The sequence below is a fragment of the Paraburkholderia sp. RL17-347-BIC-D genome (assembly GCF_046027915.1).
In the GTDB taxonomy this organism is placed as follows: Bacteria; Pseudomonadota; Gammaproteobacteria; order Burkholderiales; family Burkholderiaceae; genus Paraburkholderia.
This window is the reverse complement of record NZ_JARESS010000020.1, coordinates 122,445-147,641: the sequence shown is the minus strand read 5'-3', so window position 1 is coordinate 147,641 and position 25,197 is coordinate 122,445. Positions and strand designations below refer to the sequence as shown.

Genomic DNA, 25,197 nt, shown 5'->3' with positions numbered 1-25,197 from the left:
CCCATACGACGAATAACCGCTGCGCGCGGACGTCCCGCCATAACCACCACCGCCGCCTCCGGTCATCGACGTGCAACTGAACATGACAATCACAACGAGCGCGTAAAGCACATATAAGATTTGCCTCACGCTCACCTCGACTCTTCGTGGAAGGCGCGCCAGATCCACTCCGGCGCCCACAAAGCCACCATGCCGACGATCACCAGCACCGTCGAACCGTCGAATTCGAATAGCTTGCCGAAGTTGATGAAGACCATCGCGAAGGTAGCGATCCACGGCCAGGGACCGAAGCCGGCCGTCGTGATTCCTTCTCGCGCCGGTTTTGCTTCGCTGCTGGCGGATTTGGCCGCAAGCCGGCGCGCTGTTTCCGCCGCCAGCGCCGGCACACCGAATCGTTCCGCAACCTTACTATTGCTTAACGGCTTGGCGCGCGACCAGACGATTTCATCGGCCGTCGTCTCGCGCGTCATCTTGAAGTCGCGCCACGTGAAATCGGTGATCGACGTCTTATCGCCCACTTGCACCCGCCAGTTGAATGCGCCGGCCACGTAAGCGACCACCGCGTCGTAGCGCTCGCGTTCGCGATAGGTCTTGCCGCCTTCGAGCACCTGGCCGTCTTTGCTAATCATTGGCCAGTTGTTCAGCACGTCCACACGTTCCCATCGGCCTTCGCCATGCACGAGCCACAGAAAGCCGCGTTCGAGGTTGTGCAGCAGATATTCTTCCCAACTCGATTCGCCGTCCGGCGTGCGGCAGCGCATGAGGCCGAGTGCCGTATATTTCGCGCCGTCGAAGGTCGCGCTCGCGCCGAGTTGCAGCGCCGTTTCGATCGACTCGACCTCGCGCTTGTTCGAAAACAGCGTGACCTGTTCGGCGCTGCAATCGACGCCCGCATGACACGAGCCGCAGATCACATAGTTCGCCACACCGACCGGACATTCGAGCGACGCGCCGCAACTCGGGCACGTGAACACACCCAGTTCGCCACGATAACGGCCCTCCGACTCGCGAATCTCGGCTTCGTCACGCAAGCCCTGACAGGCGAGCGTGTCCAGTTCCACCGACGCACCCGCATAGACCACCGGCTTGCCCGACTGCTGTTCGGCGTCGGAGTAATCCAGTGTGATGAATTTGTCTTCGTAGCGGAAGTCGGCGACGCGCGCCTGCCAGCCGTCGCCCACGCGAAACGGCAACTCGCCCTCGCCGCCGACGCATTGCGCCGTGCGGATATCCGACGCGAGATAACGCCTGCCGCCGAAGTGAAAGCCGACGCCCGGGCGCAGCGAATCGAACTGCGGCGGCTCGTCGGCGCTGCCGTCGAGATTCTGTTGCGTGGTGACCGCGTATTGCCCTGAGGCATCGGAAAGCCAGCCGAACGTGCCGTCGTCGAAAGCGGCGTACCACTCGGTCCAGTAGCCCGCGTCGTAACGCAATTGAATGCGGCCGAGCAGCGTGAACACACGTGACTCATGGCGGCCCGTCACACCGAGTTGCAATGGCGAATAGTCCTCGAATACCGAGGCCATTTCGCCGATCCGTTCGACCGCCTCGCCGCGTTTGAGCAAGGTGCTGCGGCACGATCCGCACACGGCCATGACGGCCGCGGCGGAGCGGAATTCGAGCGGCGCGCCGCATTGAGGACACGAAGTACTGAACATCGAGCGCGTTTATTTTGTCAGCTTCGCGAGGATCTCGGCTTTCGCCTTCGCATAGTCGTCTTCGGTGACGAGGCCTTTGTCCAGCAGGGTCTTGAGTTGCTGCAGACGCTCGACGTAATCGTTCGAGGCCGGGGCTTGCGCAGGTTGCGTTTGAGCAGGTTGATTCAGCGCGCCCGTCATGGTTTGCGCGATCGCCGCGCCCGCTGCGATACCCGCGCCCACACCGGCCACGCCGCCGGGATTCTGCGCGGCGAGCGGGATCGATTGCGCGGCCTGGTACCGCGCGAACTTGTTCAGATCGCCGCTCACGCCCACGCTGATACGCGCGTCCAGTGCCTTTTGCAGCGCCTCCGGCAACGACACGCTTTGCACCGTGAACGAATCGAGCGCCACGCCGTAACGCGCGAACACCGGCGCGAGCGCCTGGCCGATCCCCTGCGACAGCACTTCCTGATTCGCCGCCATATCCACGAACGCGACGTCCGCCGAACCGAACGCCACGCTCATGGCCGTGACGACGAGGTTGCGCAACTGCTGTTCGAGATCGTCGACGGTATAGACCGCGCGCGTGCCGCTGATCTCGCGATGAAGCGACGGCACATCCACCACGCGGTACGAATAAATGCCGAACGCCCGCACCTGCACGAGGCCGAATTCGCTATCGCGAATCGTGACCGGTTGCGGCGTACCCCAGCGCCGCCCGAGTTGCAGACGCGTGCTGAAGAAGTACACGTCGGACTTGAAGGGCGATTGGAACAGCTTGTCCCAATTGCGCAGACTGGTCAGCACCGGCAGCGTGCGCGTGGTCAACGTGTAGAGGCCGGGGCCGAACACATCGGCAATGCGCCCTTCGTTGACGAACAGCGCCATTTGCGATTCGCGCACCGTCAATTGCGCGCCGTACTGGATTTCCTGGTCTTCCATTGGATAACGCCAGGCCAATACGCCGTCGCTATCTTCCGTCCATTGCAGGACGTCGACAAATTGCTTGCGAATAAACGAACCGAAACTCATCGTGTACTCCTCGCGCGAGGCGCCCGCTTATCAGGCATTAACGTGGAAATGTGTTAAACGCAAATCAGGTCAGACAGGCTGCGTTAATAATGCCGACCACCAGCGAAGCCGCGCCCATCAAACCGCCCATTGCAGTATTACGCGTTTCAATGCCGTCATTCATGCCGGGCAAAAGGCGTGTGAGCAATGCGTAAGTCGCGACCTGCACGACCATGGCGCCGACGGCCCAGATCAGCACCAACATCAGCGTGGAGTTATGCGCAATGCTCGAGGCGAGCGTCAGGCAGAAGCCGATCAGCGCGCCGGCAAAAGAAAGGAGCGCGGCAACGTTGCCTTCGCGGATCAGGGCCAGTTCGTCGAACGGTGTGACCTTGAGGTAAACTGCCGCGAATCCGAGGATCAGCACAAACGCCGACAGTAAATGAATCCCATAAGAAAAGGCATCACCCATTTATTCCCCCGGATTGTGTATGCCGAGCATGCCAACATGCATGCCGATTCTGCCGGCCATGATTATGCGGGCAGCGCCGTTCGAAGGCTCGCCGAAATCGCCGCCAGTATATCCACATCGGACCGGAGTGCCCAGCGCGATGATTAAACATAATCGCATGCTGATTCTCTCCGTACTGGTTCTGGCTTCATGCGGATTGGGTTATGAACTGATCAGCAGTACGCTGTCGAGCTATTTGCTCGGCGACTCGGTATTGCAATTCTCGTCGGTGATCGGCTGTTATCTGTTTGCGATGGGTGTCGGCTCGTGGCTCGCCAAGTTCATCGACGACGATGACGTGCTCGATCGCTTCGTCGATATCGAATTGCTGGTTGGGCTGATTGGCGGTTTGTCGGCGGCCATGCTGTTCGGCGTATTCGCGTGGCTGTCCACGCCGTTTCGCGCCGCGCTCTACGCGGTGGTGCTGGTGCTCGGCGCATTGATCGGCATGGAGATTCCGTTGGTGATGCGCGCCTTCCAGCAACGCCGCCAGGCGTTTCGCCATACCGTCAGCGACGTGTTGAGTTTCGACTATCTCGGTTCTCTCGCGGTCTCACTGTTGTTTCCGCTCGTACTCGCGCCGCGCCTCGGCCTGCTGCGTACCGGCTTTCTGTTCGGCATTCTCAATGCCTTGGTCGCGTTGTGGACCACGCACACGTTTCGCGCGGAAATCAGCAACGTGCCGGCCAAGCTGGCGCGCGCCGCGCTGGTGATCAGTCTGCTCGGCGCCGGTTTCGCGCTGTCCGAACGCCTCACGCATTGGGCCGAACACGGCCTCTACGGCGATGAGACGATCTTCTCTGAAACCACGCCTTATCAGCGCATCGTGCTCACGCAATGGCACGACGACATGCGTCTGTACCTGAACGGTAATCTGCAATTCTCTTCGCGCGACGAGCATCGTTATCACGAAGCGCTGATTCATCCCACGCTCGAAGCGCTGCCGTGGGCCAGGCACGTGCTGGTGCTCGGCGGCGGCGATGGGCTCGCGGTGCGTGAGATCCTCAAACATCGCAACATCGAAACCGTCACGCTGGTCGATCTCGACCCGGCCATGACGCGGCTCTTTTCGAATTCCGCGCCACTCGTCAAACTCAATCAAGGCTCGCTGAAAAACCCGCGCGTGCATGTGATCAACGACGACGCCGTGCGCTGGCTCGAATCCAACGCCGACGTGTTCGACGCGATCGTGGTGGACTTTCCCGATCCGACCAACTTCGGTTTGGGCCGTTTGTACTCGGCGCCGGTGTATCGCATGCTCGCACGGCATCTGTCGGAGAACGGCTATGCGGTGATTCAATCGACCTCGCCGTATTTCGCGCCGCACGCGTACTGGACCATTGTCGATACGCTGCGCGAAGCGGGCTTCAACACGTGGCCCTATCACTGCTATGTGCCCTCGTTTGGCGACTGGGGTTTCGTGATCGCCGGCAAACGCCGCGACTATACGATCCCGACGCATTACTCGGAGCCCATGCGCTGGCTCGACGCGCAAACCGCCGTCGAAATGTTTCACTTCCCCGCCGACATGCCCGCGTTACCGATGGCGCCGAACCAGTTGAACGACCAGCCGCTCGTCCGTCTTTTCGACGAGGACTGGAAGCACGTGCTCCGCTGATGGACCGCCGCACTTTTCTGCTGGCCGGCGCGGCGGCAACGCTCACCGGTTGCGGCCGCACCGGCTGGATCGAGACGACGCCGGTGGTGGACAGCCCCGGCATGCGCGAGGGCCACGCGTTGCGCGACCATCGCAGCTTGCCGCCGCCGTCCGGCACGATCGAAACCGGCATCGCGATTCTCGGCGCGGGCGCGGCGGGTTTGTCGTGCGCGTGGCAACTCGCGCGCGCGGGACACAAGAATTTCGTCCTACTTGCCGGGCCCGAATTCGGCGGCAATGCGGCGGGTGGTCAGTATGGCGATCTCGGTTATCCGAAGGGCGCGCACTATCTGCCCTTGCCGTCGATGGAATCGACGCACTTGCGCGACATGCTCGCCGACCTCGGCGTGATCGAGGCCGATCCGTTCACCGCGCGGCCCGTGTTCGATGAGCGCGTGCTGGTCCACGCGCCGGACGAACGCCTGCTGATCGACGGCCAATGGCAGGACGGACTCGTGCCGACGCTCGGCGTGAGTCACGCGGAACTCGCGCAGCAGCAGCGGTTTTTCGCCTATACCGATGCGTTGCGCACCGCCCTCGGCAATGACGGCCGCAAGGTGTTCTGCATTCCGCTGGCGCAGTCGTCGCAGGATCCGAATTGGCGTGCGCTGGACAAGCGCTCGTTCAAACAGTGGCTCGTCGACGAAGGCTACAGCGCGCCCTCGTTGCACTGGTATCTGAACTACGCCTGCCGCGACGATTTCGGCGCGGGCTATGAACGCGTCTCCGCGTGGGCCGGTTTGCATTACTTCTCGTCGCGTGGCGGCCATGCGCGCAATGCCGAAGATGGCGCGGTGCTGACCTGGCCCGACGGGCTGCACAGCATGGTGACCAAACTGAGCGCGTCGATCACAAGTCGCGTGGGCAAAGAACATACGTGGTCGCTGCCGGGCTTCGCCGCACGCGTCGATGAAAAAACCGGCGGCATTGAAGTGCTGTGCGTGCGCATCGACAACCAGAACGTACCCAGCACGTTCGTACTGAAAGCGCGCCGCGTGGTGTGCGCGATGCCGCTTTTCGTCGCGCAACACGTGATACCGAATCTGGCCGCTCACGGTTTCGAAGCGTCGCGCGATCTGCCGCCGCGCGCGCCATGGCTCGTCTCCAACTTCCTGATGGACGGCATGCCGCGCGAAGCGCAGGGTGTGCCGCTCGCGTGGGACAACGTCGTGTATCGCGGCGAAGGTCTCGGCTACGTGGTCTCGACACATCAACTGATTCGTCTGTCGCCGCCGCAGCGGTCGGTGTTCTCGGCGTATCAGGCGCTCGACCTCAAGACGCCCGACGACACGCGCCGCTGGCTGGCCGCCGCGCATCCCGACGACCTGCGCACGCAGGCCGCGATCGATCTGGTGCCCGCGTACGGCCGCGATCTGTGGCGTCATGCCGCGGCCCTGGAAATCACCGTTCGCGGCCACGCCATGGCCACGCCGGATGTCGGCTTCCTGAGCCGTCCGGGGTTGCTCGCCTTGCGTGACCTGGACGGCCCGATCCTCTTCGCGCATGCCGATTTGTCCGGCATGTCGCTATTCGAGGAGGCGTCTTATTGGGGCGTGCTGGCGGCAAACCGTGTTTTACGGTGACGCGCCACAAGCTTACGAATTATTTTTATTAGCTTTCTTTTAGCTTTCATTTCGGGTTAAATACATATCACCAACCACTCAATACGGGGACATGTATGTCGCAATTCATGAAAAGCGCAGCCACGCTGGGCGGCTGCATCGGCATTTTTGCGGCGGTCGTCGCCGTGGTGGAATTGCTGGCAGGTTGAGCACGCGCGGCGGGCTCTTTCGATAACGCGAAACACGTCGGCGGCATTACGCGGGGCGGCGCTTTGCCGCCGCCTGGTGGATTGCCGCCCGTACCCGTGGATAGGTGCCGCAACGGCATACGATGTGCGACATCGCCGTGTCGATGTCGGCGTCGGTCGGTTTGGGATTGTGCTTGAGCAACGCGCAGGCCGCCATGAGTTGCGCGCTCTGGCAGTAGCCGCATTGCACCACGTCGAGATCGATCCACGCGGTCTTCAATGCCTGTGCTTCAGGACCCTGCAAGCCTTCGATGGTCGTGATCTTCTGCGTGTGCAGGCTCGACATGAGCGTCTGACACGCGAAGCTCGGCTCGCCATCCACATGGATCGTGCACGCGCCGCAAATTCCCAGGCCACAGCCGAACTTGGTGCCGGTCATGCCGAGTTCGCAACGCAGCACCCATAGAAGCGGCATGTCCGGCTCGGCTTGTACCGCCACCGCCCGGCCGTTGATGTTCAGCGATCCCATCGGCTGTCTCCTTCGTCCTAGTCCCTAAGTTTTTGAATCCGGGGTGCTTCACGCGAGCTTCAACGGCAGCGAGCGCAAACGCTGGCCGGTTAGCTTGAACACCGCATTGGCCACCGCCGGCGCGACCGGCGGCACACCCGCTTCGCCCACGCCTTGCGGATGCATCTGGCTGGGCATGATGTCCGTGTCGATTACTGGGCAATCGTCGATCCGCACCACCGGAAAATCCGTAAAGTTTTTCTGCTGGACCTGGCCGTTGACGAGCGTGATCTCGTCCTGCAAGGCGGTGGAGAGACCGAAGACGATCGCGCTCTCCATCTGCTGACGAATCAGATTCGGATTCACCGGCATGCCGCAATCGATCACGCAGACCACCCGGTGCACGCGAATCTTCTTACCAGGCCCGATCGACACTTCCGCGACCTGCGCGACCACGCTACCGAACGCCTCGTGCAACGCGACGCCACGCGCGCGCGGCGCGCCGTCGGCGGCACGCGTCAACGGACGTTCCCAGTCCGACAACGCCACGACGCGCTTTAACACCGCCAGATGCCGCGGATGCTGCTCGAGCAGCGCGGCGCGAAACGCAATCGGGTCTTTGCCGGTCGCTACGGCGAGTTCGTCGGTGAAGCCCTCGGTGAAGAACGCCTGATGCGAGTGGCCGACCGAGCGCCAGAACCCGACCGGCACCGGCAATTCGACGATCTTGTGCGCGACACGCGCGGCGGGCCATTCGTAGGGCTGATCGAACGCGCCTTCGCAGGTGGTCTTGTCGATGGGGAGGCGCGGGGCGCCGTAGTAGCGCGCGAGCGCTTCCGGCACGATCGCCTGACTCGCCGACGTGGCCTGCCACGCCACCAGCTTGCCGTCGTTGTCGAAACCGGCCTTCAGCCGCGACAGGCATGCCGGACGATAGAAGTCGTGCGTGAAATCCTGGGCCCGCGACCAGAGGGTCTGCACCGGACGGCCACCGCCCTCGCGCGCAATCGCCGCGGCCTGAGCGATGAAATCCAGCTCCAGACGACGTCCGAATGCGCCGCCGATCAGAAGCGTTTGCACGTCGACCTTGTCGACATCGAGGTCCAGCACTTTCGCCACATGATGCCGCGCGAGGCCGGGCATTTGCGTGGAGACCCAAACCGTGGCCGCGCCGTCCGCGACCTGCACGGTGCAGTTGAGCGGTTCGACCGCGCCATGCGCGAGATACGGCGCGCGATATTCGGCGCTGACGGTGCGCGCCGCGCGACTCAACGCGGCATCGACGTCGCCCAGGTGGTAGTAAGCGTGGCCGTCGCTGTCGTCGAGTGCTTGCGCGAGCCGGCGGTCCACGTCCGCGTTCGAGAGCTTCGCTGCCGGTCCATCATGCCAGCTCACGTCGATGGCGGCGACCGCGTTTGTCGCGCGAAACGGGTTGTCGGCGATCACTGCGACGCCGCCGGATCCACCGCTGTACGGCGCGACGGCGAACGCCTTGATGAAGCCCGGCATTTTGCCGGCGGCCGTTGCGTCGAACTTTGCCACCGAGCCGCCCAGTGTTGGACACATCTCGACGCTTGCGTAGAGCAGGCCGTCCGGCAGCACGTCGATGCCGAAGCGCGCCGTGCCGTTGATCTTCGATGCCGCTTCGATACGGCGTAGCGGTTTGCCGATCAGCTTGAAGTCGGCGGGATCTTTCAGCGCCACCTTGCGCGGCAGCGCCTGCTGCGCGGCCATCGACGACAATTCGCCGAAGCTCGCCTTATGGCCCGACGGGTGCAGCACCTGACCGCCTTCAGCGCGGCATTCACCGGCCGGCACTTTCCATTGCGCGGCCGCTGCGCTGATCAGCATGGCGCGCGCCGAGGCGCCGGCTTCGCGCATCGGCGTCCATAGGTCGTTGATGCTCGATGAACCGCCCGTCATCATCGTGCCGGCTTCGCGCACCAGCTTGCGGGTCATCCAGACGGTGGTGCGCTTGATGGTGCTGTCGTCGTCGGGGCGAAACGGCAGGTCGTCGATGATGGCTTGGACGCTGTTGTAGATCTTGTCGATGGGCGAGTCTTCGACGCGCACCTGCGACCAGTCGGCGTCCAGTTCTTCGGCAAGCAACATCGCAAGGCCGGTGTGGATGCCCTGCCCCATTTCCGCCTTGCACATCATGATCGTTACGCTGTTGTCGGCGGCGATCTTGACCCAGCCGTTCAGCGGCACCTGCGTGCCTTGTGCCGGCAGCGGCATGGAGGCGGTCAAACGCTGCCCCGGCGGCAGCACCGACCAGCCGACCAGCAACGCGCCGACAGCGCCGGCGCCGCCGAGCAGAAAGGTTCTGCGTTTCAACATGGCATGGTTCGATCAGCTTGCACGATGGCTGGGAAGCTGTGAAAGCGCGGGTCGGCGCCTGGCGTTGTTCCTCGGAATAGTAATAAGACGGGAGAGTGGATGTGGGACTTAAATGCGTGGGTTCAGGTCAAGAGGCGCGGGGCGGGGGGTGAGGAGGATGGCGGGGATTGAGGGAAGTCGTGGGGTGTTTCATTAAATGGGGTGGGGAATGAGATGCGCCGGCCTCGCGCCGCCGCACCTCCCCTTCTTCCACCTCACCGCCGGTTCGACCCCGACACCACATCGATCCACACGGCCAGCACGAGAATGCTGCCCTTCACGATCATCTGCCAATAGGCGTCGACATCGAGCATCGACATGCCGTTGTCGAGGCTGGCCATCACCAGTGCGCCGATCAGCGCGCCGTAGACCGTGCCGGAACCGCCGCGCATCGACGTCCCGCCGATGAAGCACGCGGCAATCGCATCGAGCTCGCCCATCGATCCCGCCGAAGGCGAACCCGCGGCCAGCCGCGCCGTATTGACGATGCCGCCGAACGCGCACATCAGCCCCATCAACGCGAAGATCGCCAGCTTCACTCGATTAGTGTTGACGCCCGAAAGCCGAGTCGCTTCGAGGTTCGAGCCGACCGCATAGATGCGTCGCCCGAACACGGTCTGCGTGGCGATCCACGTGAAAATACCCAGCAGCGCGAGCAGCAATAGGACCGGCACCGGAATGCCGCCGTAACGATCGAGCGTCGCAACGAAGCCGGCGAGAATCACACCCGCGCCGACCACCTTCACCACGTCTTGCCAGAACGGCACCACGCGCAACTGATAGCGCTCGCGGTTGCGGCGCTGCCGTATCGTCAGAAACGCCAACAGCAGAAACAGCACCACCGCGAGCGTATCGCCCGCGAGCCGCGGCAAATAACCTTGGCCGACGAACACGAAACTGTCCGACACCGGCGCGATCGTCGAACCGCCTGTCACGCCGAGCAGAATGCCCCGATAGGCGAGCATGCCGCCGAGCCCGACAATGAACGAGGGCACGCGCCGATAGGTCGACCACCATCCGTTGAACATGCCGACCAGCACGCCGAGCAGCATGACCACCGGCAACGTGACGCCGATTGGCCAATGGCGGTTGACGTCGAGTATCGCCGCCACGCCGCCGAGCAAACCGAGCAGCGATCCGACCGACAGATCGATCTCGCCGGCGATGATCACGAACACCATGCCGCACGCCAGCATGCCGGTAATCGACATCTGCCGCAGCAAGTTCGACAAATTGCGCGGCGTGACAAACGCGCCGTGCGTGAGCACGGAAAAGAAAATCCAGATCGCGGCCACGGCGATCAGCAGCGCGAGAATCTTGTAGCGCGCGAACAGTTGCTGAATGCGCTGCGGACCGCCGAATGCGCCTCGCGGCACGGCTTCGTCGGCGCGTTGGGAAGTAACGTCGGGCGTCATGCGGCACTCGCTGCGGTTGGGTTCGGGGATCGCTGCACAGGTCGGATCGCGGCGCTGAGAATGTCCTCCTGCGTGAGACCGTCGTTGATGAAATCGCCTCGCAACTCGCCTTCACCGATCACCAGCACGCGATCGCTGATGCCGAGCACTTCGGGTAATTCGGAGGACACCATCACGATCGACATGCCGCGCTGCGCCAGTTGAAAAATCAGCTTGTAGATTTCGTATTTCGCGCCGACATCGACGCCGCGGGTGGGTTCGTCGAGAATCAGCACCTTCGGATTGGTCAGCAACATGCGGGTCAGCACGGCCTTTTGCTGATTGCCGCCGGACAGACTCGCGATCGACAACATGGGATGCGCGGCGCGCACCGAAAGCCGCTTCATCTCCGTATGAATCGTATCGAGTTCGGCAGCGGAGTCGATTCGCCCACCCGATGCAAAGCGTTCCAACACAGCCAGCGTGATGTTATGGCCGACGCTCAGCCCCGGCACGATGCCGTGCCGTTTGCGATCTTCCGGCACCATGCCGATGCCCGCGCGAATCGCATCGACGGGTGCGCGAATCTTGAGCGGCTTGCCATCCATCACCACGGTCGCCTCGCTCACGCCGGGATACGCGCCGAAGATCGCCTGCATCAACTCCGTGCGCCCCGCGCCGACCAGACCGGCCACGCCGAGAATCTCGCCATGCCGCAGCGCGAACGAAACATCGTTCACACGCTTGCGACGCGGATTGGTCACGTCGAAACAGGTAACGTGGCGCGCTTCGAAGATCACGTCGCCGATCGGATGCGGCTCGCGTGGAAACAGGTTCTTGATTTCGCGGCCCACCATCAGCGAAATGATGCGGTCGGTGGTGAGCGCGCGCATCGGCTCCGTTGCGACATGACGGCCGTCGCGAATCACGCTGATCGTGTCGCACACGGCCGCCACTTCATCGAGCTTGTGCGAGATGTACACGCAGGCCACGCCGCGCCGCTTCAGATCGCGCACGATGTCGAGCAGAATGCGGATCTCGGAGGAAGTCAGCGAAGACGACGGTTCATCGAGAATCAGCAGCTTGGCGCGCTTGTTCAGCGCCTTCGCGATCTCGATCAACTGCTGATGGCCGCCGCCATAGTTCATCACCGGCTGTGCGGCATTGATACCGCTAATGCCGAGTTCGCGCAGCAGTTCGTCGGCGCGCTGGTACATCGCGGCGTAGTTCATGCGGCCGCCGGGCAGCGTGATTTCATTGCCGAGAAAGATGTTCTCCGCCACCGACAACTCCGGCACCAGCATCAACTCCTGGTGAATGATGATGATGCCGGCGCGTTCGGTGTCGCGCACACTGGCGGCTTTCAGCGGCTCACCTTCCCAGATGATTTCGCCGTCCCACGTGCCCCACGGATACACGCCGGAGAGCACTTTCATCAGCGTCGACTTACCCGCGCCGTTCTCGCCGCACAGGCCCACGCACTCGCCGGGCGCGACCGTGAGGTCGATGCCGTCGAGCGCCTTCACGCCGGAAAACGCCTTGACGATGCCGCGCATCGTCATAAGAGCTTGCGTCATTCGCTATGCCTCGCTGCAAGGCGCGCGACGGCGCCGATACGCATGACACGCATCGAGGTCCGCCGCGCACACGTTACGCTCATTGGCTCGCGAGCTGGGCCTGAGTATAGAAGCCGTCCTTGACGACTACATCGACATTGCTCTTGGTGAGCAACGTGGGTTGCAGGAGCACCGTGTCGACTTTCTTCTTGCCGTTGTCGTATTGCGAGTTATACGCGGGCTTCTCGCCCTTCGCCAACGCCACGGAGAGCTTGGCCGCTTCGCCGGCAATCAGTTTCAGCGGCTTGTATACCGTCATGGTCTGCGTGCCGGCAATCACACGCTTCACGGCCGCGAGGTCCGCGTCCTGGCCCGACACTGGCACCTTGCCCGCCATGTGTTGCGCGGCGAGCGCCTGGATCGCGCCACCCGCGGTGCCGTCGTTCGATGCGACGATCGCGTCGATCTTGTTGTTATTCGCCGTCAGCGCATCTTCGACAATGCGCAGCGCCGTGGAAGCGCTCCATTCCGGCACCCACTGCTGACCGACCACTTTGATGTCGCCCTTATCCATGGCGGGCTTCAGTATCTTGAGCTGGCCTTCGCGGAGCATCTTGGCGTTGTTGTCGGTCGGTGCGCCGCCGAGCAGGAAGTAGTTGCCCTTCGGCTGCGCGTTGTAGACGCCTTGCGCCTGCAATTCGCCGACCTTTTCGTTATCGAACGAGATGTACGCGTCTACATCGGCATCGAGAATCAGGCGGTCATATGAAACGACCTTGATGCCCGCTTTCTTCGCTTCGGCGACCACATTCCCGAGCGTCTTCGAATTGAACGGCACGATCACGATGACATCCACGCCGCGCGAGATCAGGTTTTCGATCTGCGAGATCTGCCGCTCTTCGCTCGCATCGGCGGATTGCACCGACACTTTCGCGCCGAGTTTTTCCGCTGCGGCGACGAAATAGTCGCGATCGCGCGACCACCGCTCGACGCGCAGATCGTCGATACAGAAGCCAATTTCCGGATGATCCTTGCTCGCATGCGCGAGCGGCGCGGCAAGCGACAGGCTGGCGAGCACCGCTCCACACACGAGCGAACTCAATACGGTACGACGCGTTGCGAATTTCATCTCTGTCTCCTTCTTCTGATAGCCGGAATACCGGATTGGACGGTTTGCGCTGCGAGCCGCAGACCGGACAAGCGACAACCCAAAGCTTCCTATTTCGCGCGGTCGGCGTGGCCGCGCGATTTTTTTAGTGGTGTGGCTACTTTCTGATGCGTTGCTTCTTGAGACGCGGATCAACGTCCGCTGTAAATCGCCTGATTCACGATGTTTTCCATCAACTCCTGATGGCCGCTCGCGTGCTGCGGGTTCAGACCGCGCGCCAGTGCATCCGCCGCCAGTGTGGAGAGCGAATAGTCGCCGGAAAGAATCTTGCGGCCGAACTCCGCTTCCCAGCCCGCGTAACGTTGACGTTTGAATTGATCGAGACGATCGTTTTCGATCAGCACCGCCGCGCGCTCGACGGCGAGCGCGAGGTTGTCGATCGCACCGATGTGGCCGTAGAACAGATCTTCCGGATCGACACTTTGGCGCCGCACTTTCGAATCGAAGTTCATGCCGCCGGTTGTAAAGCCGCCGTGTTTGAGGATTTCGTAGAAGGCGAGCGTCAGTTCTTCCACACTATTTGGGAATTGATCCGTATCCCAGCCGTTTTGCGGATCGCCGCGATTCGCATCGACGCTGCCGAAAATACCCAGCGCGTAAGCCGTGGCGATCTCGTGATGAAACGAGTGGCCCGCGAGCGTCGCATGATTGGCCTCGATGTTCACGCGAATCTCTTTGTCGAGCCCGTGTTGCAGCAAAAAGCCATGCACGGTCGCGACGTCGTAGTCGTATTGATGCTTGGTCGGTTCCTGCGGTTTGGGTTCGATCAGCAGCGAGCCTTTGAAGCCGATCTTGTGCGCATGGTCGACGACCATATGTAGAAAGCGGGCGAGTTGATCGCGTTCACGCGCGAGGTCGGTATTGAGCAAGGTGTCGTAACCTTCGCGTCCGCCCCACAGTACATAGTTATCGCCGCCGAGCCGTTGCGTCGCATCGAGCGCGTGGCGCACCTGGGTTGCCGCAAACGCGAACACTTCCGGATCGGGACTGGTCGCGGCACCGGCCGCATAACGGGGATGCGAGAACAGATTGGCCGTGCCCCACAGCAGCTTGATGCCCGTGCTCTCCTGCTTGCGCGCCAGATAGTCGGTGATGCGCAAGAAGTTTTCGCTGTACTCCTTCAGGCTCGACCCTTCGGGCGAGACGTCGGTATCGTGGAACGTGTAGTACGGCGTGCCGAGCTTCGAGAAGAATTCGAATGCGGAATCCGCTTTTTGTTGCGCCCGCTCCATCGCGTCGCCGGGTTGCTGCCAAGGACGCCGGAACGTTCCCTGCCCGAAAATATCCACGCCCGGCCAGACGAACGTGTGCCAGTAGCACACGGCAATGCGCAGATGTTCTTCGAGTGTCTTGCCGAGCACCTTCTTGCTTTTATCGTAGTGGCGGTACGCAAGTGGGTTATCCGATTGAGGGCCTTCGTAGCGGATCTCGGGAATGTGTTCGAAGTAAGACATCAGCGTCTCCAGTTTATGGTGCACCGCAACCCGTGCGACGTCGCCGCGCCGGTTGACAAGGTGACGCCATGCTGCCGCTTGCACGATGCGTCGGCAATTGCGAAATTGCGCAGCGTGCTTGATGTTTCTTACCGCCCTCGATTTTGTTTCGCACCGGCGCGCGATTCGAGGCCTAGAATAACCAGACGCTTAAAACCGGTGCCGTTCAAATTAAGCATCCAACAGGAGACAAAGGCGTGACGGGTCATTGACCCGCACACCGCTCACCGCCATGACCCGTCCGCAAACACCACAGACGACCCATCGGATCGCGCTGCTGTTCAACGCGAACAAGGTCTACGACCGCGAGATCATCACCGGCATCGGCAACTACCTGCTGTCCACGCGCGTGGCGTGGGATCTGTTTCTCGAAGAAGACTTTCGCTGCCGGCTGACGGGTATAGAACGCTTCGACGGCGACGGCATCATCGCGGATTTCGACGATCCCGCCGTGGGCGAAGCGCTGCGCGATTGTCCGTTGCCGGTGGTCGCCGTGGGATCGTCGTTCGAAGATCCGGCGCACTATCCTCCGGATTTACCCTATATCGCCACCGACAACAGCAAGCTTGTTTCGCTCGCTTATACGCATCTGATCGGCGCGGGTCTCGAGCACTTCGCGTTGTACAGCCTGCCGCAAGCGCAGGAGAACCGCTGGGCCCAACAGCGTGAACTCGCGTTCGCTCATTTGCGCAGCGCGGACGGACATAGCGCGGAGCAGATCGACAGCGAGATGTATCGCGGCCTCTCGACCAGCGCGCCGTCATGGAACCAGGCGACCGAACAGCTCACTGCGTGGCTGCGGGATTTGCCGAAGCCGGTTGGTGTAATCGCAGTGACCGATGCGCGTGCGCGGCATCTGCTTCAGGCGTGTTTGATCGCCGGCATTCCTGTGCCCGAAGAAGTCGCGATCATTGGCATCGACAATGATCCGCTGACCCGCACGTTGACGCGTATTCCGCTTTCATCGGTGATTCAGGGTACTGAGGAAATGGGCCGCACCGCTGCTCACCTTTTGCATCAGATGCTGCATGGCGCGCGGTTTCCGGGGCGGCGCATTCTGGTGCCGCCGGTCGGTATCAACGTGCTCGAATCGACGAAGCACCAACCGCTGGCGAGTCCGTATGTGATGCGGGCGCGGCACTTCATTCGACAGTACGCGTGTCAAGGCATTCGCACCGAACAGGTTGCCGACTATGTGGGCGTGTCGCGCTCATCGCTCGAAGAGTACTTTCGGCGCGAACGGCAGTGCACCGTGCATCAGGAAATCCTGCGCCATAAACTCGATGTCGCAAAAGCACTGCTGGCGAAGCGCGATGCGTCGAGTGCGGAAGTGGCGATCCGTTGCGGCTTCACGTCGCTGCAATACATGTACGCGGTGTTTCGCCGTGAACTCGGCTGTACGCCGCGCGAATACCAGGAGCAGGCGAATTCGACGTCCGCGCCAGGCTGAGCATGCCTATTCTCTTTTCTTCTCACTGACGACATGATCAGCATCGCACAACTTTCTTCCGAGCCGTGGGGCACATTGCGCGGCGGCGATTCCGTCCGACTCTTCACGCTGCGCAACGCGCACGGTATGAAAGTCGCCATCAGCGATCTGGGCGCGACGCTGGTCTCGTGGCATGCACCGGATCGCGCCGGCGTGCTCGGCGATATCCTGCTCGGCCACGACACGCCCGCCGAATATGTGGCGGCCACCACTTACATGGGCGGCCTGATAGGCCGCTGGGCGAACCGGATTGCCGATGCGCGTTTCACGCTCGACGGCATCGAGTACACGCTCGACCGCAACGAAGGCGCGAACCTGCTGCATGGCGGCACGGTGGGGTTTCATCGCGCGCTGTGGGACGTGAGCGAGGACAACGGTGCGTTGCTCATGCGACTGGAGTCGCCCGAAGGCGATGCCGGTTTTCCGGGCAACGTGACCACGCAAGTGCGCTACTCGCTCGACGACGACGGCACGCTGACCATCGCCTATGAAGCGATCACCGACGCCGCGACGCCGCTCAATCTGACGAGCCATCCGTACTTCAACCTCACGGGCCGGCCGGGTGCCGACATTCGCGGCCACGTGTTGTCGATCGATGCGGACCGCTTCTTTGAGGTCGACGCCGCTATGATTCCGTCCAAGCTGGCGGAAGTGGCAGGCAATGCCTTCGATTTTCGGCAGAGCGCGCCGATCGGCGCGCGGCTCGACTGGCCACACGCGCAGTTGGCGACGGCCGGTGGCTTCGACCACTGCTACGTGCTGCGCGATGCCCCCGACGCCGGCACGAACGGTGCCACCCCGCCGATGCGCCAGGTTGCCTGCGCCTACGATCCCGGCAGTGGACGCGAATTGACCGTCTCGACCGATCAACGCGGCTTACAGTTTTACAGCGGCAACTGGTTAAAGGGCGACTCAGGACGCGGCGGCATTGCGTATCAAGCGCACGCCGGTTTGTGCCTCGAAGCGGGGGGCTTTCCAAACCAGGTCAATATGGCTGAGCAGGACGAGGTGATCGTGCGGGCCGGCAGCACGTATCGGCAGGTGACCGCGTATCGAGTCGATGTTCGCCAAGGCGTGTAGCGCGATTCTTCATATATTACGGACCACATTACATCAGGCCGACTTATTGTTTGTAGCAACACTGAATTACCGTATCAGTGGTTTCCCCTAGACGACTACCTTCCTAGAATCCGTGGATGGTGCCAAAGATTGCTGCGGCGCCCCATAAAGTATTCTCGGAGGGAAGCATCATGAAATCGCTTATCAAAGCCGTGGCGCTAGTTGTGGTCTTCGCAGCGCCGGTGGCATCGTTCGCACAATCCGAGCAACCGGTCACGCGCGCCGAGGTCAAGGCGCAATTGAAGCAGATCGAACAGGCCGGCTATAACCCCGCGGTCGCAACCGACTCCACCTACCCCGCTGACATTCAGGCGGCCGAAGCTCGCGTCGCCGCACAGAACAATGCAGCGACGGGATATGGTCCATCCACCGCTGGCTCGTCGGAAACCGGCTCTGACGTTCCTGCCGGCAATCCGAATCTGCAAGGTCAGTAGTACGCACTCTGTTTTGGGCAATTCGATGCGAGCGCATGGTTCAGGCATGCGCTCGTATTCGTGCTTCGAATGCCTGGCCATGACAGCGCAATGTCAGAAAGTCCTTTGACGAAAATAATGGCTCGGCTGTCCTCGGGCGGCAGTTCGATGGTTCTCAGCATGCGTTCATGTGCATCGCGAGAACTTCTACTCAACGTCGCTTCGGGTTCTTATCCCGCTGCATGCGCAAAATATGCTGACACCGAACGTTGTTGCCCGGGCGCTTGACGGCGTGCCCCCGACGATTGATCTCGCCCTGGGATACAACAATGCGAATACAAATCCATTGCTCCTTCGGCTTTTATCTCGTGCCGACGAGTTGGTCGCAAACGTTCAAGACCAAAGCATCATCCGATACGCCGTCCAGGTAATGGGCTCGCGCTCGTTGCCCCTGCATGTTGTGCGGTAAGAGCCGTCGTCAACCATGCTCGCCTCGAGATCGAATGGCCGCTTTGCCGGACTGCGCCGCCGTCTGAATGTCAGAGTGGCACAAAACACGAGTGACCCTTCCTGGCCGACAACGCTCAGCGATCCTCAGGTATCACCTGCAACAGCGGTTCGGGCGTCAGCGCGATTTCTCCTGTAAAGGGCCGATCGTGGGAGAGGATGAGCAAAACGGTTGTGGCGAGTGCCGCCGAAAACAGACCGATTGCCACGGCGGATGTCAGCCGGTTGTCGCAATGAACGAACGCGATGGCGAACAGCAGGCACACCGCCAGAAAGGCCAAGCATAACCATTTGATACCATTCACTTCGCTGCGACTGATCAGGATACGCTCGCGACGCACTTCGAGAGCATGCTGCAGGGACGCCGCGACCTCGCGCTGCGCCGTCTGCTGTCCGGGCGTAACGACTGGTAGGGATAGCGTGAACTTCAGTGCGTTGTTCAGCGTGGGAGGACTAATGTTAAGTGTAACGGCTCCCTTCGCCACCAGCGGCCATTCAGTCGTCGCGGTGTACTGGATGTAGTCTCGGACCATCCTTCGCAGTTCGGTCTGGGCTTCATTTGGCAAAACGGCAGACATGACAACGACCGATCGCAACGCACTCGCTTCAGTGGCGACCGCGATATTGGCGCGCGCCGTATCGTTCCAGACCTGCGAGGCCGTGAAGACGATAAATAAGCCGAATATGATACCGAGTGGCGAAAGCAGACCGGGAGAAATTGCCTTGAATGATCGCCCATATCGACCGGCAGCAAGCCATCCGGTGACGACATGGATGGTCGCGCCCGCGAGAAATATCGCACCGAAAGTGACCAGTGCCATCAACCATAACGGCAGCTCGTGTACCCATGTACTCATGATTGTGGTTGCGCATTGCGCAGTCTGAACGGGATATTCCTGGTGGGTCGGGGAGTCCAAACCCCCCAACCAGACCACGAAGCTCCATCGGTAGTCTGTGCGCTCGACCACGTTGCGTCGTGATGGCCGAATTGCCGCTCCGGTCACGCTCTGGTTGTCTTTAATTCTGCCGCTGGTAGATTGTTACCGATTTGCTTATGGCCGTCGAAGGGCTGCTTCTGGCCGATAGTACTCGCACGACATCAGGCGAGATAGCGGCCGGTTACGGCGCGCTAGATCTCGGTCTGCTCTGAGATCTCGAGTGCATCGTCGACCTCTATGCCAAGGTATCGCACGGTACTTTCCAGCTTGGAATGACCAACACCTGACTACCGTGCATGACATCGCGCACACGGAAATTGACGAGATCACAGCCGCGCAGCTTGCTGTCATTGCGACGTTGAACAGCGCCAGATCGCGAACCGAATGGGCATTCTGGAGATGAATCCGGATTGTCCAGATTTCTTTCGGCTTCAGCGGTGGCTTTTGGCCGATTAACTTGCCTTTGTTCCAAGGCTCCCGAGTTTGCCTGGTTGCCATGGAGGACTCCAATTGATTGACCGGAGTCTGATTTTGTTCTGGCCGCGGAGGATCACCTCCGCCTTGTGCGCACGTCGGATGCTTGCTACAAGCCAGGAGCCGTCACTCACCGTTTGTTCGCTGGCCCAGCAGCCGGAACGCCCGGCGCGCCAGTGCCCGCCTCGCTTTGCGGCCGGTGGGCGCCGCAAAGAGCAAGCGGCTCTTCACTCGTGCGGCCAGAAAAGAGACAGCCCTGTGCGTCCGGTGGGCTATCATGCCTATCCTCTCCGAAGTAGCTCCTTATGATTTCCGTCCGTAATGTCACGCTGCGCCGTGGCGTCAATGTCGTACTCGACCGCGCGTCCGTCACCTTCACCCCTGGCGAAAAGATTGGCCTTGTCGGCCGCAATGGCGCCGGCAAGTCATCCTTCTTCGGCCTTCTCAACGGCACGCTGCACGAAGACGGCGGCGAGTTCTCGATTCCCGCTGCATGGAAGATGGGCCAGGTCGCGCAGGAGATGCCGGAGACCGAGCAGAGCGCGACCGACTTCGTAATCGAGGGTGACACCGTACTACTGGCCGCGCAGGCCGAAGTAGCCGCCGCTGAGGCCAGCGACGACGGCATGCGCATGGCGCACGCCTACATGGCCCTGCACGACGCCGGTGCACATGATGCCCCCGCACGTGCCCAAGCGCTGATCCTGGGCCTTGGCTTCAGTGCCGCGCAGCTTAGCCAGCCGGTCAACAGTTTCTCCGGCGGCTGGCGCATGCGACTGCAGCTGGCGCGCGCGCTCATGTGCCCGTCCGACTTGCTGTTGCTCGACGAGCCGACCAATCACCTGGACCTCGACGCGCTGGTCTGGCTGGAAGCGTGGCTCAAGCGCTATCCAGGAACCTTGGTAGTGATTAGCCACGATCGCGAATTCCTCGACGCGTTGACGCAGGTGACGGTGCACGTCGACAACGCCAAGTTGGTGCGTTATGGCGGCAACTACAGCAAGTTCGAAGACATGCGCGCTGAGCAACTGGTGTTGCAGCAGGCCGCGATGGCGAGGCAGACCGATAAGATCGCTCACCTGCAGAAATTCATCGACCGTTTCAAGGCCAAGGCCTCGAAGGCGAAGCAGGCGCAGAGCCGGGTCAAGGCGCTCGAACGCATGGAGAAGATCGCACCGGTGCTTGCCGACGCAGAGTTCAACTTCGAGTTCAAGGAGCCGCTCAACGTCCCGAACCCGCTGCTGTCGATGCTGGACGCGAGCTTCGGCTACGCGGCGCCGACCGGCGCACCGCCGGGCACGCCGCCGACGGTCATCGTGCGGGGCATCAACCGATCCGTGCTGGCCGGGCAGCGCATCGGCATTCTCGGTGCCAACGGCCAGGGCAAGTCCACTCTGGTGAAGACGGTGGCGCACGAACTGGCGCCGATTGCCGGCGAAATCAGCGAGGGCAAAGGCCTGAACATCGGCTACTTCGCACAGCAGGAACTCGACGTGCTGCGTCCCCTCGACACGCCGATGGAACACATGATCCGCCTTGCCAAGGACACGCCGGCGCACATGCGTGCGCCCGGCCAGAGTGGCACCGAACAATCGCTTCGCACTTTCCTCGGCACCTTCAACTTCAGTGGGGACATGGTCCATCAGGCGGTGAGCACGATGAGCGGCGGCGAAAAGGCGCGGCTCGTGCTGTGCATGATCGTGTGGCAGCGCCCCAACCTGCTGCTGCTCGACGAGCCTACCAACCACCTCGACCTGGCCACACGCGAAGCGCTAGGCATGGCACTCAACGAATTCGAAGGCACGGTGATGCTGGTCAGTCACGACCGGTCCCTGCTGCGCGCGGTATGCGACGAGTTCTGGCTCGTTACCGAGGGTGGCGTCGAGCCCTTCGACGGCGATCTGGACGATTACCAGCAGTTCCTGCGCGACGAAGCCCGTCGCATGCGCGAGCAGGCTGCCGGGGAGCAGAAGATCATCGCCTGAGTTAACCCCGTGGCAGTTCCAGTTTGGAAGCTGCCATAGCCCTCGCATCGAGTCGAAGGGCCGCTTAAGGTCGGGAGTGTGAGTTCACTGATGCAGGATGATGCCACCGGGTTGCTCGATGCCGCCATCGTCGGCAATCAGCCACATTGCTGACGTAGAACCCAGCCCGTCCCAATGACGGCCTAGGCCGATAACTTGTTCCTCGAATCAAGCGTCGACAACAGGTCATGATCTGTGCGACTCCAGCCCCTGAGTCACCACCTTCATTGTCGAAACGTGCTACTCCTATTTCAGCGATACCGAGCAACCAAAGCACGGTAACGTACATCATCCCTCAAGCCGCTCAACTCCGGGGCGCTGTCGAGAAAAGCAAACCCTCGATAACCTGACTTGAACGCATCGCTAAGCCGACTAATGGCGGCATCGTAGTCCCCGTCGTGTGCTGCGGCGAACGCGAGCTTGGCCAGCGCGACCCCGCCTCCAGTCACGACTTTGTCCATGCCCACAGAAGGCGAAACCGTCGGCTCACCAACGCGATAACGCTGAGCAGCAGATATAACTTCAGGAGGTTCGGCGTTCACGTTTTTCGGTTCACTCCTCCTTACTTCCATGTCTGCCGACTGCTTACTCAATACCGGAGCTTGCGTCGCGGGGCCGAGCCCATTTGCCGAAGTCTCTGCAGCGTTAGTCGGTAACGCCGATGCGTGAACGTCCTCGACGACGCGACGATAGTATACGGGCCCAACGAGAGGTATCTTCAGATACATCCGGTCAGGGCCATCGAAGTAAAACGTAAATCCGACCCCGTACGACAAATCGATCGTCACAGCATCCTTCTTTCCCTCAATACCTTTGATCGGAAGGCTTGCCCCGTATCGGGACTTACGATCTGCGTGTTCGACACAACGATATCAAGGCCAACCGGCAACTGCACGCTATCGAAAGCAACGCGTTCAGCGTGCCAGTGGCCGATGATCGACGGCCCAACGGATTTCGAACATCCGCAGACAATCGCTAACGCCGCGCACAGCGCGGCGGCTCGCCGATAGCTAGAGATGTTCACGTCGTCGTACGATACTTTTTGATCAACGCCGTGAAGCGCGGGTCGTTCCGGATAGCGTCGAGATCGGGGTCCTTCTGCATCTCGTCGAAGTACGAGAACCCGTTCAGAAAACTGGCTTCCAGTTCCTTGAATGCGTCGTCGGTACGGCCCTGCTTCAGCCTCAGCACCGCCATGTTGTAGTAGACCAGCGACTGCTTCGGATCGCGAGCCGCGGCATCGCTCAGTTCTTTCTCGGCATCATCGAGCTTTCCCTGAGACATCTGTGCAATGGCGGCCTTGACCATCTCCTTGGCAGCCACCTGGTTGCTGGCCGACTCGGCGCCCGACGCGTCTCCGTTCGAGAGCTTCGCATCACTATCTTTGCGTTGGGCAGTGATAGTCGCCCACGTCAGCGAGCCCCTGAGCGAAGGCCTGCAGGGCCTGCTGTGCGGCCTGCTCGCTCGCGGTATCGTAGATCTGGCGCAACGCCGTGGCGACAGCCTTGCGAACCTTGTAGCTGGCGTGCTCCAGACTGCTACGGATCAGGTGCACGATGCAGGTCTGCACGCTTGTGCGGGGATTAGCTGCGTCGATCGCCTCGGCCAGTCCCTTCAAGCCGTCGACCACGGCAATCAGGATGTCCTGGCATCCGCGCGTCTTCAGTTCGTTGAACACCTTGAACCAGAACTTCGCGCCCACCGCAAAACTGTCCTTGGTTGATGATCGCTAAGACGTGGGCTTGCCCCACAATAAAATTTGATGGTCCCGCCGACGCAGTCGTATCGCCCAGCAAACCAACTCTAACTCTAGTTTTCGGGTCTGGGAAATAAGGCTTGCCAGGCAATTGTCGTTCTGTCTCCGGGCGAATCGTTTCACGGAAAAGTGCGTCCGCCATCATTTTTGTTACCATTGCCGCTCAATCCGAACGAGCACCATGGCAAACGGCAACAAGACCTTCTATCTCCCCTGGATCGACGGCCTCAGGGCAGTCGCTGCTTTGTCAGTCGTCGTGCATCACAGCGATCTTCTGGCGGAGCCGTCGATAGCTGCGTTCAGGAATTTCCTCGGGTGGTTCGGGGTTGATCTGTTCCTTGTGCTAAGTGCGTTTCTTCTGTCACGCCTTCTGCTTATCGAACGAGAAACGACGGGCGACGTCAGCATCCTCAACTTCTATATTCGTCGGGCCTTGCGCATCTGGCCGCTCTATCTGTCATTCGTCACACTCGCACTGCTTTGGGGGCTGATTTGGGGCGATCAAGGCACTATGCAGCTGTTCGGCTGGTACGTGTCCCATCTGACCTTTACCCAGAACATCGAGGCGGCGTATCACGGATATACGCCGTTTCCGTTCTCGTCGCATTTGTGGACGATCGCGCTCGAAGAGCAGGCTTATTTGCTGATCCCCATCGCAACTGCAACGTACTTTTCGCGTGGTCACGTGCGAGGCTTGAAAATGGCGCTCGCTGCGGCGGCGGTAGGCTTTATGTTGATGCGTCTCGGTGTCGTGCTGATCGGTCGTAGTCATCCATTCGTATGGGTCTCACCGCTGAGAGCCGACACGTTTCTGTTCGGGATATTCATGGGCCTCGGCACTTCAGTCGGCGCATCGATGGATTTGCGGACGCGCAAGTCATTGCTTTCTGCTACTGCCGCTTTGCTGATACTCTCGGCGCTCGTATGGATGGGGCCGCCCGGTATCTCGCGAGTCTGCGAGGTAATTGGTTATCCCGTCATGGCGTTCGCGTGCTGTCTGATTGTCTACGCGGTCTCGATGTCATCGAAGCTGCGGGCAGCGTTCGGTTGCCGCCCCACGCGGCACCTAGGAAAGATTTCGTACGGGATCTATGTGTTCCACATTTGTGCACTGACAGAGACCGCTAAAGTCCTGGATCAGTTCGAAGTGCACAACCGGTTCTCGAGATTCGCTGTCGCCGCCGTGGCCAACGTCTTGCTCGCGGACGTTTCGTATAGGCTTCTCGAGCGTCCTTTCCTGCTCTTGAAGAACCGTTTCACATCGGTACAGAGCCGCTCCGCCTGAAGTCGCCGGATAGACACCCGCCTGCATATGCTGACTCAGGCGAACGGGCGTCATGGTTGGCATGGTGGGCGGCTTAGGCTGAAATACTAGCGTTCCCTTGCGTGGCCCTAGCACATTCATTCGTG

At 61.2% G+C, this 25,197-nt stretch carries 19 protein-coding genes and 2 pseudogenes; 7 read left to right on the top strand and 14 right to left on the bottom strand.

The features are described 5' to 3' along the window. Positions 1–131: 131 nt before the first annotated feature. The 3 genes from P0D96_RS25550 to P0D96_RS25540 form a co-directional block, all read right to left on the bottom strand. Positions 132–1,658: a DUF4178 domain-containing protein gene (locus P0D96_RS25550; RefSeq protein ID WP_408316062.1), complete on the bottom strand. Its 1,527-nt coding sequence runs from the start codon at positions 1,656–1,658 to the stop codon at positions 132–134. Between the two features lie 9 nt (positions 1,659–1,667). Then, positions 1,668–2,672, bottom strand: coding sequence for an SPFH domain-containing protein (locus P0D96_RS25545; protein WP_408316060.1), 1,005 nt, complete (start codon positions 2,670–2,672; stop codon positions 1,668–1,670). Between the two features lie 64 nt (positions 2,673–2,736). After that, complete coding sequence (locus P0D96_RS25540; protein WP_408316058.1) at positions 2,737–3,123, bottom strand: DUF350 domain-containing protein; 387 nt, start codon at positions 3,121–3,123, stop codon at positions 2,737–2,739. 142 nt (positions 3,124–3,265) lie between these two features. On the opposite strand from P0D96_RS25540, the gene P0D96_RS25535 reads away from it, so the two are divergent. Next, positions 3,266–4,780, top strand: a complete 1,515-nt coding sequence (locus P0D96_RS25535; RefSeq protein ID WP_408316088.1) for a polyamine aminopropyltransferase — start codon at positions 3,266–3,268, stop codon at positions 4,778–4,780. Then, positions 4,780–6,402 (top strand): NAD(P)-binding protein, encoded by a 1,623-nt coding sequence (locus P0D96_RS25530; RefSeq protein WP_408316056.1) that lies wholly within the window; start codon positions 4,780–4,782, stop codon positions 6,400–6,402. The genes P0D96_RS25535 and P0D96_RS25530 overlap by 1 nt, the downstream gene beginning before the upstream one ends. A 234-nt stretch (positions 6,403–6,636) precedes the next feature. Here P0D96_RS25530 and P0D96_RS25525 read toward each other — a convergent pair whose 3' ends face one another. The 6 genes from P0D96_RS25525 to xylA form a co-directional block, all read right to left on the bottom strand. Next, positions 6,637–7,098, bottom strand: a complete 462-nt coding sequence (locus tag P0D96_RS25525; protein WP_132383888.1) for a (2Fe-2S)-binding protein — start codon at positions 7,096–7,098, stop codon at positions 6,637–6,639. 48 nt (positions 7,099–7,146) lie between these two features. After that, positions 7,147–9,417 carry a xanthine dehydrogenase family protein molybdopterin-binding subunit gene (locus P0D96_RS25520; RefSeq protein WP_408316054.1) on the bottom strand — a complete coding sequence of 757 codons (2,271 nt, stop codon included), beginning with the start codon at positions 9,415–9,417 and terminating at the stop codon, positions 7,147–7,149. A gap of 254 nt (positions 9,418–9,671) precedes the next feature. Further along, positions 9,672–10,871: a sugar ABC transporter permease gene (locus tag P0D96_RS25515; protein WP_132383886.1), complete on the bottom strand. Its 1,200-nt coding sequence runs from the start codon at positions 10,869–10,871 to the stop codon at positions 9,672–9,674. Further along, a complete protein-coding gene (gene xylG / locus P0D96_RS25510) occupies positions 10,868–12,427 on the bottom strand; it encodes a D-xylose ABC transporter ATP-binding protein (RefSeq protein ID WP_408178573.1) in 1,560 nt (519 codons plus the stop codon). The genes P0D96_RS25515 and xylG overlap by 4 nt, the downstream gene beginning before the upstream one ends. Positions 12,428–12,506: 79 nt before the next feature. After that, positions 12,507–13,535, bottom strand: a complete 1,029-nt coding sequence (xylF, locus tag P0D96_RS25505; RefSeq protein WP_132383882.1) for a D-xylose ABC transporter substrate-binding protein — start codon at positions 13,533–13,535, stop codon at positions 12,507–12,509. Positions 13,536–13,705: 170 nt separating this feature from the next. Beyond that, positions 13,706–15,028: a xylose isomerase gene (gene xylA / locus P0D96_RS25500; protein WP_408178570.1), complete on the bottom strand. Its 1,323-nt coding sequence runs from the start codon at positions 15,026–15,028 to the stop codon at positions 13,706–13,708. Between the two features lie 271 nt (positions 15,029–15,299). Between xylA and P0D96_RS25495 the strand changes: the two genes are divergently transcribed. From P0D96_RS25495 to P0D96_RS25485, 3 genes are all read left to right on the top strand, one after another. Continuing rightward, the gene (locus P0D96_RS25495; RefSeq protein WP_132384005.1) at positions 15,300–16,517 is read left to right on the top strand and encodes a XylR family transcriptional regulator; all 1,218 of its coding nucleotides are present in this window, start codon (positions 15,300–15,302) and stop codon (positions 16,515–16,517) included. Positions 16,518–16,550: 33 nt separating this feature from the next. Further along, positions 16,551–17,636 (top strand): aldose epimerase family protein, encoded by a 1,086-nt coding sequence (locus P0D96_RS25490; RefSeq protein WP_408316052.1) that lies wholly within the window; start codon positions 16,551–16,553, stop codon positions 17,634–17,636. Positions 17,637–17,806: 170 nt separating this feature from the next. Continuing rightward, positions 17,807–18,109, top strand: coding sequence for a DUF4148 domain-containing protein (locus tag P0D96_RS25485; protein ID WP_408178568.1), 303 nt, complete (start codon positions 17,807–17,809; stop codon positions 18,107–18,109). A 563-nt stretch (positions 18,110–18,672) separates the two neighbouring features. Here the strand turns inward: P0D96_RS25485 and P0D96_RS25480 are convergent. After that, the gene (locus P0D96_RS25480; protein WP_408316049.1) at positions 18,673–19,452 is read right to left on the bottom strand and encodes a bestrophin-like domain; all 780 of its coding nucleotides are present in this window, start codon (positions 19,450–19,452) and stop codon (positions 18,673–18,675) included. A 272-nt stretch (positions 19,453–19,724) separates the two neighbouring features. Next, positions 19,725–20,031: pseudogene (locus tag P0D96_RS25475) on the bottom strand (hypothetical protein). 281 nt (positions 20,032–20,312) lie between these two features. Between P0D96_RS25475 and P0D96_RS25470 the strand changes: the two are divergent. Continuing rightward, the gene (locus P0D96_RS25470; protein WP_408316047.1) at positions 20,313–21,992 is read left to right on the top strand and encodes an ABC-F family ATP-binding cassette domain-containing protein; all 1,680 of its coding nucleotides are present in this window, start codon (positions 20,313–20,315) and stop codon (positions 21,990–21,992) included. Positions 21,993–22,282: 290 nt separating this feature from the next. On the opposite strand, the gene P0D96_RS25465 is transcribed toward P0D96_RS25470, so the two are convergent. The 3 genes and pseudogenes from P0D96_RS25465 to P0D96_RS25455 all read right to left on the bottom strand — a co-directional run. Then, positions 22,283–22,819: a hypothetical protein gene (locus tag P0D96_RS25465; RefSeq protein WP_408316045.1), complete on the bottom strand. Its 537-nt coding sequence runs from the start codon at positions 22,817–22,819 to the stop codon at positions 22,283–22,285. A 232-nt stretch (positions 22,820–23,051) separates the two neighbouring features. After that, positions 23,052–23,339 carry a tetratricopeptide repeat protein gene (locus P0D96_RS25460; RefSeq protein WP_408316043.1) on the bottom strand — a complete coding sequence of 96 codons (288 nt, stop codon included), beginning with the start codon at positions 23,337–23,339 and terminating at the stop codon, positions 23,052–23,054. A gap of 112 nt (positions 23,340–23,451) precedes the next feature. Further along, a pseudogene (locus P0D96_RS25455) lies at positions 23,452–23,730 on the bottom strand (transposase); the annotation flags it as partial. A gap of 238 nt (positions 23,731–23,968) precedes the next feature. On the opposite strand from P0D96_RS25455, the gene P0D96_RS25450 reads away from it, so the two are divergent. Beyond that, the gene (locus tag P0D96_RS25450) at positions 23,969–25,072 is read left to right on the top strand and encodes an acyltransferase family protein (RefSeq protein WP_408316041.1); all 1,104 of its coding nucleotides are present in this window, start codon (positions 23,969–23,971) and stop codon (positions 25,070–25,072) included. Positions 25,073–25,197: the final 125 nt, after the last annotated feature.